13 protein-coding genes are annotated in these 13,444 nt (G+C 67.6%); 10 read left to right on the forward strand and 3 right to left on the reverse strand.

Translation table 11 applies throughout. From position 1 onward, the window contains the following. Nucleotides 1-22: 22 nt before the first annotated feature. The 3 genes from IB268_RS08550 (at nucleotide 23) to IB268_RS08560 (ending at nucleotide 2,936) form a co-directional block, all read left to right on the forward strand. Complete coding sequence (locus IB268_RS08550) at nucleotides 23-1,633, forward strand: NAD(P)/FAD-dependent oxidoreductase (RefSeq protein ID WP_192354096.1); 1,611 nt, start codon at nucleotides 23-25, stop codon at nucleotides 1,631-1,633. Continuing rightward, entirely contained in the window at nucleotides 1,630-2,526 is an 897-nt protein-coding gene (locus tag IB268_RS08555) for a transporter (protein ID WP_054459177.1), read from the forward strand. Before IB268_RS08550 ends, IB268_RS08555 begins: the two co-directional genes overlap by 4 nt. Before the next feature lie 92 nt (nucleotides 2,527-2,618). Beyond that, on the forward strand, nucleotides 2,619-2,936 hold the full coding sequence (locus IB268_RS08560) for a hypothetical protein (protein WP_175214420.1): 318 nt from the start codon (nucleotides 2,619-2,621) through the stop codon (nucleotides 2,934-2,936). Nucleotides 2,937-2,948: 12 nt separating this feature from the next. Here the strand turns inward: IB268_RS08560 and IB268_RS08565 are convergent, their stop codons facing one another. Continuing rightward, nucleotides 2,949-3,578 carry a hypothetical protein gene (locus IB268_RS08565; RefSeq protein ID WP_175182191.1) on the reverse strand — a complete coding sequence of 210 codons (630 nt, stop codon included), beginning with the start codon at nucleotides 3,576-3,578 and terminating at the stop codon, nucleotides 2,949-2,951. A gap of 233 nt (nucleotides 3,579-3,811) precedes the next feature. Here IB268_RS08565 and IB268_RS08570 point away from each other — a divergent pair, with 233 nt between their 5' ends. After that, nucleotides 3,812-4,420, forward strand: coding sequence for a hypothetical protein (locus IB268_RS08570; RefSeq protein WP_192354097.1), 609 nt, complete (start codon nucleotides 3,812-3,814; stop codon nucleotides 4,418-4,420). Nucleotides 4,421-4,432: 12 nt separating this feature from the next. Here the strand turns inward: IB268_RS08570 and IB268_RS08575 are convergent, their stop codons facing one another. Beyond that, nucleotides 4,433-5,461: an AraC family transcriptional regulator gene (locus tag IB268_RS08575; RefSeq protein WP_192354098.1), complete on the reverse strand. Its 1,029-nt coding sequence runs from the start codon at nucleotides 5,459-5,461 to the stop codon at nucleotides 4,433-4,435. 216 nt (nucleotides 5,462-5,677) lie between these two features. Between IB268_RS08575 and IB268_RS08580 the strand changes: the two genes are divergently transcribed. Together IB268_RS08580 and IB268_RS08585 are read left to right on the forward strand one after the other, a co-directional pair. After that, nucleotides 5,678-6,145: a MarR family winged helix-turn-helix transcriptional regulator gene (locus IB268_RS08580; RefSeq protein WP_192354099.1), complete on the forward strand. Its 468-nt coding sequence runs from the start codon at nucleotides 5,678-5,680 to the stop codon at nucleotides 6,143-6,145. Continuing rightward, nucleotides 6,135-6,593: a hypothetical protein gene (locus IB268_RS08585; RefSeq protein ID WP_054459186.1), complete on the forward strand. Its 459-nt coding sequence runs from the start codon at nucleotides 6,135-6,137 to the stop codon at nucleotides 6,591-6,593. The genes IB268_RS08580 and IB268_RS08585 overlap by 11 nt, the downstream gene beginning before the upstream one ends. 47 nt (nucleotides 6,594-6,640) lie before the next feature. On the opposite strand, the gene IB268_RS08590 is transcribed toward IB268_RS08585, so the two are convergent. After that, nucleotides 6,641-7,504: a pirin family protein gene (locus tag IB268_RS08590; protein WP_192354100.1), complete on the reverse strand. Its 864-nt coding sequence runs from the start codon at nucleotides 7,502-7,504 to the stop codon at nucleotides 6,641-6,643. A gap of 168 nt (nucleotides 7,505-7,672) precedes the next feature. Between IB268_RS08590 and IB268_RS08595 the strand changes: the two genes are divergently transcribed. The 4 genes from IB268_RS08595 (at nucleotide 7,673) to IB268_RS08610 (ending at nucleotide 13,417) form a co-directional block, all read left to right on the forward strand. Continuing rightward, entirely contained in the window at nucleotides 7,673-8,203 is a 531-nt protein-coding gene (locus IB268_RS08595; protein WP_156337486.1) for a DNA-deoxyinosine glycosylase, read from the forward strand. Between the two features lie 127 nt (nucleotides 8,204-8,330). Continuing rightward, the gene (gene dsrO / locus IB268_RS08600) at nucleotides 8,331-9,101 is read left to right on the forward strand and encodes a sulfate reduction electron transfer complex DsrMKJOP subunit DsrO (protein WP_054459191.1); all 771 of its coding nucleotides are present in this window, start codon (nucleotides 8,331-8,333) and stop codon (nucleotides 9,099-9,101) included. A 19-nt stretch (nucleotides 9,102-9,120) separates the two neighbouring features. Then, nucleotides 9,121-10,155 carry an NrfD/PsrC family molybdoenzyme membrane anchor subunit gene (gene nrfD / locus IB268_RS08605; RefSeq protein WP_054459218.1) on the forward strand — a complete coding sequence of 345 codons (1,035 nt, stop codon included), beginning with the start codon at nucleotides 9,121-9,123 and terminating at the stop codon, nucleotides 10,153-10,155. A 61-nt stretch (nucleotides 10,156-10,216) separates the two neighbouring features. Next, nucleotides 10,217-13,417, forward strand: a complete 3,201-nt coding sequence (locus tag IB268_RS08610; protein ID WP_192354101.1) for a tetrathionate reductase subunit A — start codon at nucleotides 10,217-10,219, stop codon at nucleotides 13,415-13,417. Nucleotides 13,418-13,444: the final 27 nt, after the last annotated feature.

Below are 13,444 nucleotides of genomic sequence, written 5' to 3' on the forward strand. Positions count from 1 at the left end.
TGTTTTCCCATCGGAGCGCATCATGCCCCTGGAGTCAGAGGCGCAGGTCATCATCGTCGGCAGCGGCATGAATTCGCTGGTCTGCGCGGCCTTGCTGGCGCAGCGCGGGAAGTCCGTGCTGGTGCTGGAACGCAACGACAGGCTGGGTGGCTGCATCCGCACCGAGGAGCTGTTTCCCGGCTACCGCCACGACGTGCTGTCCTGCTGGTATCCGCTGTTTGTCGGCAGTCCCGCCTATGCGGCGCTCAAACCCGCGTTGCAGGAAGCCGGACTGGAATTCATGCAGGGCGAGTACGCCACCGGGCTGGTGCTGCCCGACGGCTCGGGCCTGGCCTTGAAGCAGGATGTGGCGGACAGCGCGCGGCGGCTGGATGCCTGGGCGCCCGGCGATGGCGCAGCCTTCGGCGCCATGGCGCAGCGCCTGTTCGGCGAGGACGCGGCGCTGACCTTCGGCCTGCTGGGCCAGAATCCCTACGGCGCGGGCATGCTCAAGCTGCTATTCGGCGAATGGCGCAAGCGCGGCATGGACGGCCTGGCCGCCTTTGCCGCCGACTCGATGGAGAGCTTTCGCCGCTGGTCCGAACGCGCGTTGCAGTCTGATGCCGCGCGTGCATTGATCGCGCCCTGGGTACTGCACACCGGCCTGGGTCCGGACGACGCCTGTTCCGCGCTGATCGGCAAGCTGACCTTTGCCGCGGTCGTGGCCGGCGGCATGCCGGTGGTCAAGGGCGGCGGCAGCGGCGTGGTGGACGCGCTGGCCGCCGTCATCGAACGATACGGCGGCCGCCTGCAGACCGGCGCCGAGGTCGAACGCATCATCACAAGCGGCCAGGGCAAGCGGCGCCGCGCGGTGGGCGTGCTGGCGGGCGGACGCGAATATCGCGCGACAGTAGCGGTGGTCTGCAATGTGACGCCCGGCCAGTTGTACGGCCAGTTGCTGCCCGATGCGCCGCCCGCCGTGCGCGAACGCGCCGCTGGCTATCGCTACGGCCGCGGCGGCATGCAGATCCATTTCGCGCTGAATGCGCCGCCGGATTGGCTGACGCCGGAATTGCGCCACGTGCCGCTGGTGCATCTGACCGAGAGCATGGAACAGGTCTGCGCTTCGGTGACCGAGGCCAACAACGGCCTGCTGCCCGCGCGCCCCACGCTGGCCATCGGCCAGCCCGTCGCGGTCGACCCGACGCGCGCGCCGCCGGGCGGCTGGATCCTGTGGGTGCAGATGCAGGAACTGCCGGCGCGGATCAAGGGCGATGCCGCGGGCGAGATCGCGGCGCCTGCCGACGGCCGCTGGAACGAGGCCGTGCGCGAGGCAATGGCCGACCGGGTGCAGGCGCGCATGGAACGGGTGATGCCGGGCCTGGCGCGGCGCATCGTCGGCCGGCGGGCGTACTCGCCGGCGGACCTGGAAGGCCTGAACCGCAACCTGGTGGGCGGCGACCCCTATTCGGGCGTGTGTTCGCCCGACCAGTTCTTCTGGCTGCGGCCCTTCGCCGGAAGCCAGGGTGCGCGCGGCCACCGCACGCCGCTGCGCAATCTCTTTCACATCGGCGCCGCCACCCACCCGGGCCCCGGCCTGGGGGGCGGTTCCGGCTATCTCGTCGCACAACAAATAGGCAGGAGGGGAACATGAACGGACACCTGAAAATCCGGCGGCTTGCTGGCGCCTTGGCATTGGCGCTGGCTGGCACGGGAGCCCAGGCCACGGAGGGCGGCGGCCTGGGCATCTATCCGGACGGACTGGAGAACTTCATGTCGGGCGCGCTGCCTCCGCCCGGCGTGCACATGCTGGTCTATGCCGGCGGGGCGCGCTACGACACGCTGCGCGGCAACGACGGCCAGCGCGTGCCGGTGCCCGGCTTCAAGGTGGACGTCAATGTGCTGGCGCCGCGCCTGATCTGGGTTACGCAGCAGCAGGTCATGGGCGGCCAGCTGGCCTTCCACGCCATCGCGCCGCTGCTGGACGTGACCGCCAAGGCTGCTGGGCAACGCAACCGCAGCACCGGCCTGGGCGACATGACGCTGGGCGTGGCGCTGGGCTATCACCCGTCCGAAAGCCTGCACTACGTGGTGGGGTTGGACATGTACGCGCCCACCGGCGAATACGACCGCAAGGACCCGTCCAGCCTGGGCAAGAACTACTGGACCGCGCAGCCGGTGTTCGCCCTGAGCCGCATCAGCCCGGACGGCTTCAACGCCGACCTGAAAGTCATGTACGACTTCAACTTCACCAATTCCGCCACCGATACGCGTTCAGGCCAGGCCCTGCACGCCGACTACGCGCTGGGCTGGGGCGTGGGCAAGGGCTGGGTGCTAGGGGTGGGCGGCTACGCCTTCCAGCAAGTCACCGACGACAGCGGCCCGAACAGCGCCGCCGGCCGCGCCCGCGCTTTCGGCTTCGGCCCCTCGGTGCGCTACATGAATGAAAAAGGCTGGCTGTTCACGGCCAAGTGGCAGCAGGACTTCAAGGTCAAGAACCGGCCCGAGGGCGCGCAGCTGTATGTGAAGCTGGGGATACCGTTCTAGGTCTGGCGGCTGCACTGGAAGGCCCTGGCTGTCCGTCTCTGCGGGGCTGTCCTGCTGGTATCGTTGCGCTGTCGATGGGACGGGGCAGGGACATGAATCTGTACGAAGCGATACGCTGGGGCAACGAATCCGAGGACCCGTACACTGGCGGTCCGGATGGCGCGGATACCTGTTTCCTGGTGCGGGCGGAATCGGTCGAGGAGGCTGGACGGCTTGCGGATGCGGCATTGCGCGGCGCCCGGTGCGGGCTGGCGGACTGGACCCAGGTTCTGCACTTGCTCGGCACGGAACAGGCCACGGACAGTGAACCTCGAATCTTGCGTGGACCCTATTTGCAGCACGCCTACCGGTACGGCTGGCGGCACTGGAGCCGGGACGAGGCGGCGGCGCCTTGGGTCGAGCAGTCTTAGGCGAGGGGCACCTCAGCGGGCGGACTGCTTGCGTTGCCCTTGAAGTTCCTGGACGGTAAATAGAACGAGTTCGGCCTTGTCGAGGGAGTCGTCGCGTTCCGCATTTTCCAGCAGATCATCGATCTGTCCACGCAGATGCCGGCAGTCGCTGGGCTCGCCTTTGGGATTGATCTTTTTGACCTCGACCCGCACTCGGGAAACCCAGTCGCGCTCGTTCTGAGCCAGTTTTTTCGCCCGCTGTTGGCGTTTGGTTGCCGCAGCGGCCGCCTCCGGAGTACGAATCGCGTCGCTGGTCGCTTTCAAGATCGCTTTGGGGTCGTAGGGGACTTGAGCAAGCGGCTTGCCTATGACCGCTTCCGCCACCGCCAGCGAAGACAGCTTATTGAGGTCGTCGATGGGAACGTCGATGGCGCAAGCGCCGGCCGCCCCAATGTGCGCGCCGGCCCGTTCGCCAAGCGGGATTTTCTGCAGTCGGGGTGAAAGCGCGGCGACGGCTGCGCGCCTGGCTTCGGCCTTCGCATCGGCCGACCGCAAGGCCTGGCTCGACGCCTCGAACGCCTTCATGTCGATATCGTCCGAGGCGAATGCCGTCCCGATGGACAGCGTCGCGCAAAGAAGAAGACTGCTTTTTAGCGTTTTCATCGAGTTTCCTTCCCCGGGGCTGCGTCGTACCAGCGAGCTTCCTGTTGCGCGAGTGTCCTGGAAATGCACCTTCCGCGCCATAGCGGTCAACGGATGAGGAAGGCATGCGTTGTTCGGATGCAACTGCAGGAATGCTTCCGTGGGCGTTTTGGGGCCTCGCGCACCATTCCGGCTGACGGTGGAATAGCATCCCGCGTGGAGATATCCGCGCCGGCGAGCGCTCACAGGGGGACATGATGAAAAGAACGATTTCGGCGCTGGCGCTTTGCTTGTGCGGCGGACTTGCCGCAGCGCAGAACACCAGCAGCAGCTTTGAAGTACAGGAGCCGATGCGCAATTCGCTGGGTTTTGCGATGGGTAGCGACGGCCAGGAGTGGCTCGGCGACAAGGCGGTCGCGCACATGGGTTTCATTGCAGCCTGCAGGCTGTACCCGGCAGACGGGCCGGAGGTCCAGGGGATGGTGGCCATGGCCCTGGCCCAAGCGAGCCTGGGCATGGACCTGGCCCGCGCGCCGACAGACCCGGCCGCGCTGCGCGCCAGGCTCGCCCAGCGCTTGAATTCCCAGGAAGGGCGCAAGGACGCGGCGGAAAAAATCCAGGCCATGCGCAAGCGCGTCTTGGCCGAGCAGGCGCATGCGGGCAAGCTGATAGACGCCTCCGTGGCTTTTACGGGCAAGAATGCGAACCCCTGCGAGCTCGAGCGCTACTACGCGCGTCAATTCCTGACACAGCACAAGGACGGCGCCATGAAGGCCGCTCCCAGGATCAATCAAATCGCGCGGGAGGTCATGGCGCAGGACTCCTCTGCCAAGGCCAAGCCGGCTGCGCCAGCCCGACCCTGAAGCGCCGCCGCCTCACCCGCGTCGCCGCAAACTCTGGCTGGGACTCACGCCGTAGCGTTCCTTATATCCGGCGCTGAAGCGCCCCATGTGCGCGAAGCCCCAGCGCAGCGCCACCCCGGCGATGTTGCGGCTTTCGCCCGAGACCAGTTCGGCGTGCGCGCGTTCCATGCGCAGGTCGCGCAGGTAATGCATGGGGCTGACGCCCAGGAATTCCTTGAATCCCGCGTACAGGCTGCGCACGCTGACGCCGGCGATGCGCGCCAGCTGCTCGGCCGTGACCGGTTCGTGCGCATGCGCCTGCAAATAGTCCTGCACGCTGCGCACGTGGCGCGGCAGCACTGCGCCACGCCGGCCGGGCAGGGCGCCGGTGTAGTTGTGGGGCTGGGCCGCCAGCAAGGTGGCGGCGACCAGCTGTTCCATCTGATGCACGATGAGTTTGTGTTCGGCCAGGTTCGCGTGCTGGGTGGAGCAGTCCAGCAGATAGCTCATCAGGCAGCGCCAAGCTGGACATTCGCGCCAGCGGAACCCCAGCTGGAAGCGCAGCGGCCGATCCAGCGCGCAGCCCAGATGGCCCACCAGGGTGCGTTCCAGCAGCGAGCGGCCCACGCGCAGCATGAACTGGTCGTTGTCGTCGGCCCAGCGCATGGCCAGGTCGTCGTCCGGGCTGACGACCGACGCGACCTCGGGCGTCGAATCCACTTGCTGCGGGCCGCTGCTGATGCGGGCGCAGCCCGACAACGGCATCTGCACCAGGAAGAAGTCCTCGAGCGGACCGGGACGGATTTCGACGTTGGCACCATAGCGCAGGCGATTCAGCGAGACCTCGCCCAGCGGCTGGTGGTGCATGCGGGCGTCCAGGCGCTGCAGCGCGCCGACCACGCCCAGGTGGTGCGGACGCATCACGCGGCCGACCATGGAACGGGCTTCGTCCAGATCGCCGGAGGCGAACAATTGCTGCGCCGGCAGGCCCAGGACCGACTCGATCCGCGGCGCGGCCGGCGGCCAAGTCGTGCTGGTGGCGGACTGCATCGTGTCGAGCATGGGGAAACTCCACTGCCGGGGCCTTGAAGGCTTTGATAGTAAAGCTGCGCCGGACAGGGCGGACTGGTGGAAAACCCGTCCAGAGGAGGCCGGACCTATCCGATTTTGGCGTCGGCTATCCGACATGCGCAGAAAACCTCTTGCAAGCGTATATTGACAACCGGTTTCCAATATTGGAAACTGGTTGTCAATTAGGCAATGCACAGGAGGCCAGAAATGAATCCAACCAAGGAAGAACGGCTCACCGGGGTGATCCTGACCTTGTTCCAGTTGAACGGCGCGTTGCTTGATTGGGGCGACGCCTTCGTCGCGCCCGAGGCGCTGACGAGCGCCCGCTGGCAGATGCTGGGCGCCCTGGCGCTGGCAGGGCAGCCTTTGAGCGCGCCGCAGGTCGCCGCCGCGATGGGCGTGACACGCCAGGGCGCGCAGAAGCAGCTGAACCTGCTGTCCGAGGCGCAACTGGTGGAGGTCCGCCCCAATCCGCAGCACAAACGCTCGCCGCTGTACCAGCTGACCGATGGGGGGCGGCGCGTCTATGGCGCCATCGACGCGCGCTGGAAGGAGCGCGCGCGCCAACTGGCCGGCGGCTTCAGCGCCGCTGAACTGGAAACGGCGGGGAGGGTGCTGGCGGGCCTGCTGGCCGCGCACGTTCCCGCGTTACCGGAGCAAGATCATGAAACATAGAATCCATGCCGCTGCCGCCCTGTTGACGCTGCTGTTTCTGGCGGCGTTTTGGATCTCGACAGTGGCGTCCGAACTGTTCCTGGCCGCATCCGCGGTGGCCCAGGTCAAGCTTGCCATCGCTTATGCGCTGTTGGGTTTCGTGCCCGTCATGATGCTGACCGCCGCCAGCGGTTTCCTGATGGGCGGCAAGGGCAGGCATCCGCTGCTGTTGGCCAAGCGTAAACGCATGCCCTTCATCGCGGCCAATGGTTTGCTGATTCTGGTTCCCGCGGCGGTGTTCCTGGCGCTGCGCGCGCAGGCGGGCTTGCTGGACGGGGTGTTCTACGGGGTGCAGGTCTTGGAGCTGGCGGCAGGCGCGGCCAACCTGGCGCTGATCGGACTGAACATCCGCGACGGCCTCAGGCTGGGCCGCTTGCGGCGGGGCGCGCAAGAACAGGGCCGGTCCTAGCGTCCCGCCCCGCTGCGCGGAACGAGAGGCCAGCCGGCCCTGTTGCCTCAGTGCATCTTGCCGTAGCGTCCGGCATTGAAGTCCTGGATGGCTTCGACGATTTCCGCCTGCGTGTTCATCACGAAGGGGCCGTAGCCGACCACCGGCTCGTCGATGGGCTCGCCGCTCAACACCAGGAACACCGCGTCGTTGTTGGCTTCGACGGTGATGTCCTCGCCCTCCAGGGAGAACAGCGCCAGCTGCGCATCACGCGCCACGGTTTCCCCGTTGACCAGCACCGTACCGCGCAGCACGACCAGCATGCTGTTGCGGCCTTCGGCGACGGGGAAGGTCGCCGACTTGCCGGCGGTCAGCCTCACGTCCCACACGTCCATCGGCGTGAAGGTGCGCGCCGGCCCCGCGTGGCCCGCGTAGTTGCCCGCGATCACGCGCAGCTTGCCCGCGCCGTCCGGCAGGTCCACCGTCGGGATGTCCGCGTCGAGGATGCCCTGGTAGCCGGCCGGCGCCATCTTGTCCTTGGCGGGCAGGTTGACCCAGAGCTGCACCATTTCCAGCTCGCCGCCCTTGCGGGTGAAGGCGTGGGAATGGAATTCCTCATGCAGGATGCCCGAGGCCGCCGTCATCCATTGCACATCGCCGGGACCGATGACGCCGCCGTTGCCGGTGGAATCGCGGTGCTCGACTTCGCCGCTGTAGACGATGGTCACGGTTTCAAAGCCGCGGTGCGGATGCTGCCCGACGCCGCGCGGATGCTCGGCCGGCTCGAACTGCGCCGGGCCGGCGTAGTCCAGCAGCAGGAACGGGCTGGTGTTCTTGCCTTTGTCGTTGTAGGAGAACATGGAGCGCACCGGGAAGCCGTCGCCCACCCAGTGGGGACGGGGGCTGGCATGCAATCCGAGGATCTTCTTCATGGTCGTATTTCCTGTTGCGCGGCCCCAGCGGGGCCGTCCGTCATGATTAATAAGATAAGGGCGCCACCTCTTCGGCGGTAGTCCCTGGCATTGATAAGCACTGTTCCATGGATCGGACAGTGGAGGCGGAACTCGCGGCTGGCGTATCCTTTGGGCATGGAAGACGGCATGCGCACGGCCCAGGCGGGCGGCAATAACGATCAGGTCCAGGGCTTCGCCCCGGTGGCGGGGGCTGGCGCGCGCGTGCTGGTGCTGGGTTCGATGCCCGGCGTGGCATCGCTCAGGCAGGGCCGCTATTACGCCCATCCGCGCAACGCCTTCTGGCCCATCGCGGCCAGCGTCTTCGGCTTCGATCCCGGCCTGGACTATGCACAGCGCCTGCTGGCCCTGCAGGCTGCCGGCATCGCCTTGTGGGACGTGCTGCAGGCCTGTGAACGTCCCGGCAGCCTGGACGCCGATATCCGTGGCGACACCCTGGTCGCCAATGACTTCGCCACCTTCCTTGAACGCCACCCTGGCATCGTCCGGGTCTGCTTCAACGGCGCCAAGGCCGCGGCGATGTACCGCCGCCACGTGCTGCCGGGGCTGGCCGTGCCGTTGGAATACATGGACTTGCCTTCGACCAGCCCGGCGCATGCGGCGGCCTCGTTCGAGCACAAGCTGGCCGCCTGGGGCCGGGCGCTCAAGGTCGATGATTGACGGGTTGGGTTGCGGACCGGCTCCGGGTTTACGCTTATCCGTCCCCGGTTTGATCCTTATCAAGTCTCTATATAACTCCAAGTGATAAGTTAATTCCCGTAACAGAATTAACGCTTGGAGAAGCACTATGAGTACCCCCGCCAGCCCCCCGGAACCGCCACTCCCGGGTAAACGTGGCTTCCTGAAGGGCTTATTGGGGTTGGGGGCCGCGGCCACCGTTATTCCCATCCGCGCCGAGGCTACCGGCATCAACGGCCAGCCGCCGCGCCGTCCGGGGATGCCGGGCAAGCGCTACGGAATGGTGGTCGACATGCGCAAGTGCATCGGTTGCCAGTCCTGTACGGTCAGCTGCTCCATGGAGAACCTGCCTCCCATCGGGCAGTTCCGCACCACCGTCCTGCAATACGAAGTCCTGCCCGACGCCGGCGGCCCCGCCTCCATGGTGATGCTGCCGCGCCTCTGCAACCATTGCGACAACCCGCCTTGCGTGCCCGTCTGTCCGGTGCAGGCCACCTTCCAGCGTGAAGACGGCATCGTGCTGGTCGATAACGAGCGCTGCGTGGGCTGCGCCTATTGCGTGCAGGCCTGTCCCTACGACGCCCGCTTCATCAACCACGAAACGCAGACCGCCGACAAATGCACCTTCTGCGAGCACCGCCTGGAAGCGGGGCTGCTGCCGGCCTGCGTGGAAAGCTGCGTGGGCGGCGCGCGCGTCATCGGCGACATGAATGATCCCGACAGCGCCATTTCCAAGCTGCTGGTCGAGCACAAGCAGGACATCAAGGTGCTCAAGCCCGAAATGAAGACCGATCCCCACGTCTATTACATCGGCCTGCCCGATGCGTTCGTCCATCAGGTCGACGGCCAGGCCGGCGTGCGGCTGGCTGGCGGTCATTGAGCCATCGAAGGGGATGACCATGCAGATCTCTGAATTGTTGACCCCGGTCTACGACGCCGCCTGGCTGCCGTGGGCCGTGCAGTACTTCTTCCTCATCGGCATCAGCGCCACCACTGCGCTGACCGCCGCTTTCGCGGCCTTTGGCAGCGCGGGTTCGCCCGCCCGCCGGTTGCTGCCCGCGGCCGTGACGGTGCTGCTGGTCAGCGCCATCGCCGCACCCGTGTCGCTGTTGGCGGACCTGCACCAGCCGGGCCGCTTCTGGCACTTCTACGCGCATTTCACGCCCTGGTCCTGGATGTGGCTGGGCGCCTTGCTGCTGCCGGTGTTCGTGACCTTGGCGCTGCTGTTCTGCGCCGCCTGGTGGTGGGGCCGCATCGGCTGGGTGCGCGCGCTGGGCATGGCGCTGGCGGTGTCGGCGCTGTCGATCCTGGTCTATACCGGCGCCGAGGTCATGGTGCTGCGTTCGCGGCCGCTGTGGCACACGGTGTTCCTGCCGGTGAACTTTGCGCTGACCGCCTGGCTGGGCGCGCTGGGAGCCATGTTCCTGGTGGGCCGCTGGCTGCGGGGCGGCACGCAGGCCATGCCGGTGGAACTGTTGCGCAGCCTGAGCGTGACGGCGGTGGTGATGATGGCGCTGGGCGCCGGCGCCTGGGCGCTGCTGGGCCTCTTGGGCATGGACCCTTCGTTCGACGCCGCGCTGCGCCTGTTCGCCGAGTTCCCGATCTGGCGCGTCAGCCTGGCGGGCGCGGTGGCGACCGGCTTCTGCATGATCGCGCTGTTGCAGCGCCCGGCGCGCACGCTGGCCGCGCCGCTGCCTTCAGCGGCGCTGGCACTGACCATGTTGGCGGCTGCGTGGATCTTCCGCTGGGTGGTCTTCATGAGCGTGCAGGGCGTGCCGAAGTACGGCGCCGGCCTCTACCTGTACGACATGCCCTGGGGCAGCGATGGCTTGCTGGGCATGGTGGGCGTGCTGGGCCTGTGTGTGGCGCTGGTTGCCGCCGTGACCTACGCCCTGGAACTGTTCCCAGCGCGCACGCGCGGCGTGGCGGCCTGAGCGCCGTCGCCCGGGCCTGTGTGTGCGCAGGCCCTAGACGAAAGAACATGGAATGAAAGCAATGGACAAGCAACACGAAGACGACAAGCGCGACGCCCCGCCGGACGAGGCCGCCAATCAGCCGCGCGACGAGGCGCGGCGCAAGCTGATGGTGCGCGGCGGCGTGGTCGCCGGCGGCATGGCGGCGTTCGCGGCGGGCTACGGCGAGACCGTGGTCCGGGCTGTGAAGGGCCTGGCGCAAGGCACGGCGGGCGTGCCCACGGCGCATGCCGTGCGCGGCAATTCACTGACGCCGGAATTCCGCATCGATCCCTTGACCGGCGTGCTCAGCGCCCAGCCGGGCCAGACGGTCAGCCCCTCCAGCTGCCTGGGCTGCTGGACCCAGTGCGGCGTGCGCCTGCGCGTGGACACGAAGGAAAACCGCATCCTGCGCGTGGCCGGCAACCCCTACCATCCGCTGGCCACGACCCGACCGGCCGCGATGGAAGCGCCGGTGCGCGACGTCTATGCGCAACTGGGCGGCGACAACGGCCTGGAAGGACGCGCCACGTCCTGCGCGCGCGGCTCGGCCATGCTGGAGCAGATGAACAGCCCGTTCCGCGTGCTGCAGCCGCTCAAGCGCGTGGGCAAGCGCGGCGAGGGCAAGTGGCAGACCATCTCGTTCGAACAGCTGGTTCAGGAAGTCTGCGAAGGCGGCGATCTGTTTGGCGAAGGCCAGGTGGACGGCCTGCGCGCCATCTTTGACCGCGAAACGCCGCTGGATCCGCAGAATCCCGAGTATGGCGCCAAGGTCAACCAGTTCCTGTTCACCGACGCGTCCAACGAAGGCCGTACGCCGCTGATCCAGCGCTTTGCCGGGCAATCGTTCGGCACGGTGAATTTCAGCAACCACGGTTCCTATTGCGGCCAGAGCTTCCGCGTGGGCGCGGGGGCGGCGCTGGGCGATCTGAAGGGCATGCCCCACGGCAAGCCGGATTGGGACAACGCGCGCTTCGGCCTGTTCATCGGCGCGGCGCCGGCGCAGGCCGGCAACCCGTTCCAGCGCCAGGCCCGCCAGTTGGCCGAGGCCCGCGTGCGGCCGGAAGAGACTGGCTTTACGTACGTGGTCGTGTCGCCGATGCTGCCTGCCTCGTCCAGCCTGTCGGCGGGATCGGGCAATGAATGGGTGCCGGTCAATCCGGCCGGCGACCTGGGTCTGGCCATGGGCCTGATCCGCTGGATCCTGGACAACGAACGTTACGATGCCCGCGCGCTGGCGCAGCCCGGCCCTGCGGCCATGAAGGCCGCGGGCGAGGCGGCCTGGACCAACGCCACCCATCTGGTGGTGGCGGAACCTGGTCATCCCCGCCTGGGCAGTTTCCTGCGCGGCGCCGACCTGGGCTGGCCGCGTCCGGCCGATGCCGGCGAGAAGTGGGAAGACGTGTACGTCGTGCGCCTGGAAGACGGCACGCTGGCGCCGCACACCGCGGCCGCGCCCGCCACGCTGTTCGTGGACGACGCGGTCGCCGCGCCCGGCATGGATGGCGCGCCAGAAGCGCTGCGCGTGCGCAGTTCGCTGTCGCTGCTGCGCGAGGAAGCGCGCCGCAAGACGCTGGACGAATACGCGGAACTGAGCGGCGTGCCGGCCGCCAAGATCGCGTCGCTGGCCGAGCGTTTCACCAGTTACGGCAAGCGCGCCGTGGCCGATGCGCACGGTGGCACCATGAGCGGCTCGGGCTTCTATACGGCCTATGCCATCGCCATGCTGAACACGCTGGTGGGCAACCTCAACGTGGAAGGCGGCCTGGTGCTGGACGCGGGTCCGTTCCCCCCCTATGGGCAGGGGCCGCGCTACAACATCGCCGGCTTTGCCAACCGCGCCACGCCCAAGGGCGTGGGCCTGTCGCGCAACCGCTTCCCGTACGAGAAGTCCAGCGAGTTCAAGCGCAAAAAGGCTGCCGGCCAATCGGCCTATCCGGCCGCGGCGCCCTGGTATCCGGCCACCGGCGGGCTCAGCTCGGAAATGCTGGCGTCCGCGCTGGCGGGCTATCCGTACCATGCCAAGGTCTGGTTCAACCACATGAGCAACCCGATCTACGGCATCGCCGGCCTGAAGAACGTCATCATCGACAAGATGAAGGATCCGCGCCTCTTGCCGCTGTCGGTATCGATCAACCCCTTCATCAACGAGACCAATGCGCTGGCCGACTACATCGTGCCGGATACGGTGACCTACGAAAGCTGGGGCGTCTCCGCGCCCTGGGCGGACGTGGTGGCCAAGGCGTCCACCGTGCGCTGGCCGGCCGTGCAGCCGCGCGTGGCGCGTACCGCCACGGACGAGCCGGTCTGCCTGGAAACCTTCCTGATCGCCTGCGCCAAGCGGCTGGGCATGCCGGGCTTCGGCGCGGGCGCCATCTCCGACAAGGACGGCGCCAAGTACGCGCTGGACACGCCGGAGGACTTCTTCCTGCGCGGCATCGCCAACATCGCCTTCGCGGCGGGCAAGCCCGTGCCCGAGGCCAGCGACGACGACATGGCGCTCACCGGCGTGGACCGCTATGGTGCGCTATTGCAGCAGAAGCTCAAACCGGGCGAATGGCGTCAGGTGGCCATGGTGATGAGCCGCGGTGGGCGCTTCGACAAAGTGCAGGATGCCTGGGTGGAAGAGGGCGGAACGCGGCAGACGCGCATGGCCTATGCCAAGCCGCTGCAGGTCTGGAGCGAGGAACTGGCGGGCTTTCGCCATTCCATGACGGGCGAGCGCTACAGCGGCTGTCCGACCTGGTACCCGACGCGGCTGGCCGACGGCAGCGACATGCGCGCGCAATACACGCGGCAGGACTGGCCCTTCCTGCTCAGCTCGTTCAAGTCCAACCTGATGAGCTCCATGTCCATCGGCGTGAACCGCTTGCGCCAGGTGCATCCGCACAACCCGGTATCGATCAACCGGCAGGACGGCGAACGCCTGGGCATCCGTAACGGCGATGCGGTGCGCATCGTGACGCCGGGCGGCGCGGTGACCGGGCTGGCGCTGCTGCGCGACGGCATCCAGCCGGGCGCGGTGGGGATCGAGCACGGCTACGGCCACACTGAGTTGGGCGCCCGCGCGCACGTGGTGGATGGCAAGCCCATGGCGCACGATCCGGCGCTGGCCGCGGGCGTGAACCTGAACGACCTGGGATTCGGCGACGCCACGCGCGGCGAGCACGCCAACGTCTGGATCGATTGGGTGTCCGGCGCGGCGGTGCGCCAGGGGCTGCCGGCGCGGATCGAGCGGGTCTGAGGACGCAGGCGGCCGGTATCGTGTGCC

Origin of the sequence: Achromobacter sp. ACM01, from assembly GCF_014851745.1 — a bacterium.
In the GTDB taxonomy this organism is placed as follows: domain Bacteria; phylum Pseudomonadota; class Gammaproteobacteria; order Burkholderiales; family Burkholderiaceae_B; genus Achromobacter; species Achromobacter aegrifaciens.

Excerpts from the sequence above, each read along its gene's own strand:
- IB268_RS08560 (WP_175214420.1), top strand. The coding sequence starts at position 2,619 with ATGAATCTGTACGAAGCGATACGCTGGGGCAACGAATCCGAGGACCCG.
- IB268_RS08590 (WP_192354100.1), bottom strand. The coding sequence starts at position 7,504 with ATGAAGAAGATCCTCGGATTGCATGCCAGCCCCCGTCCCCACTGGGTG.
- dsrO (WP_054459191.1), top strand. The coding sequence starts at position 8,331 with ATGAGTACCCCCGCCAGCCCCCCGGAACCGCCACTCCCGGGTAAACGT.
- IB268_RS08580 (WP_192354099.1), top strand. The coding sequence starts at position 5,678 with ATGAATCCAACCAAGGAAGAACGGCTCACCGGGGTGATCCTGACCTTG.
- IB268_RS08565 (WP_175182191.1), bottom strand. The coding sequence starts at position 3,578 with ATGAAAACGCTAAAAAGCAGTCTTCTTCTTTGCGCGACGCTGTCCATC.
- IB268_RS08575 (WP_192354098.1), bottom strand. The coding sequence starts at position 5,461 with ATGCTCGACACGATGCAGTCCGCCACCAGCACGACTTGGCCGCCGGCC.
- nrfD (WP_054459218.1), top strand. The coding sequence starts at position 9,121 with ATGCAGATCTCTGAATTGTTGACCCCGGTCTACGACGCCGCCTGGCTG.
- IB268_RS08555 (WP_054459177.1), top strand. The coding sequence starts at position 1,630 with ATGAACGGACACCTGAAAATCCGGCGGCTTGCTGGCGCCTTGGCATTG.
- IB268_RS08610 (WP_192354101.1), top strand. The coding sequence starts at position 10,217 with ATGGACAAGCAACACGAAGACGACAAGCGCGACGCCCCGCCGGACGAG.
- IB268_RS08570 (WP_192354097.1), top strand. The coding sequence starts at position 3,812 with ATGATGAAAAGAACGATTTCGGCGCTGGCGCTTTGCTTGTGCGGCGGA.
- IB268_RS08550 (WP_192354096.1), top strand. The coding sequence starts at position 23 with ATGCCCCTGGAGTCAGAGGCGCAGGTCATCATCGTCGGCAGCGGCATG.
- IB268_RS08595 (WP_156337486.1), top strand. The coding sequence starts at position 7,673 with ATGCGCACGGCCCAGGCGGGCGGCAATAACGATCAGGTCCAGGGCTTC.
- IB268_RS08585 (WP_054459186.1), top strand. The coding sequence starts at position 6,135 with ATGAAACATAGAATCCATGCCGCTGCCGCCCTGTTGACGCTGCTGTTT.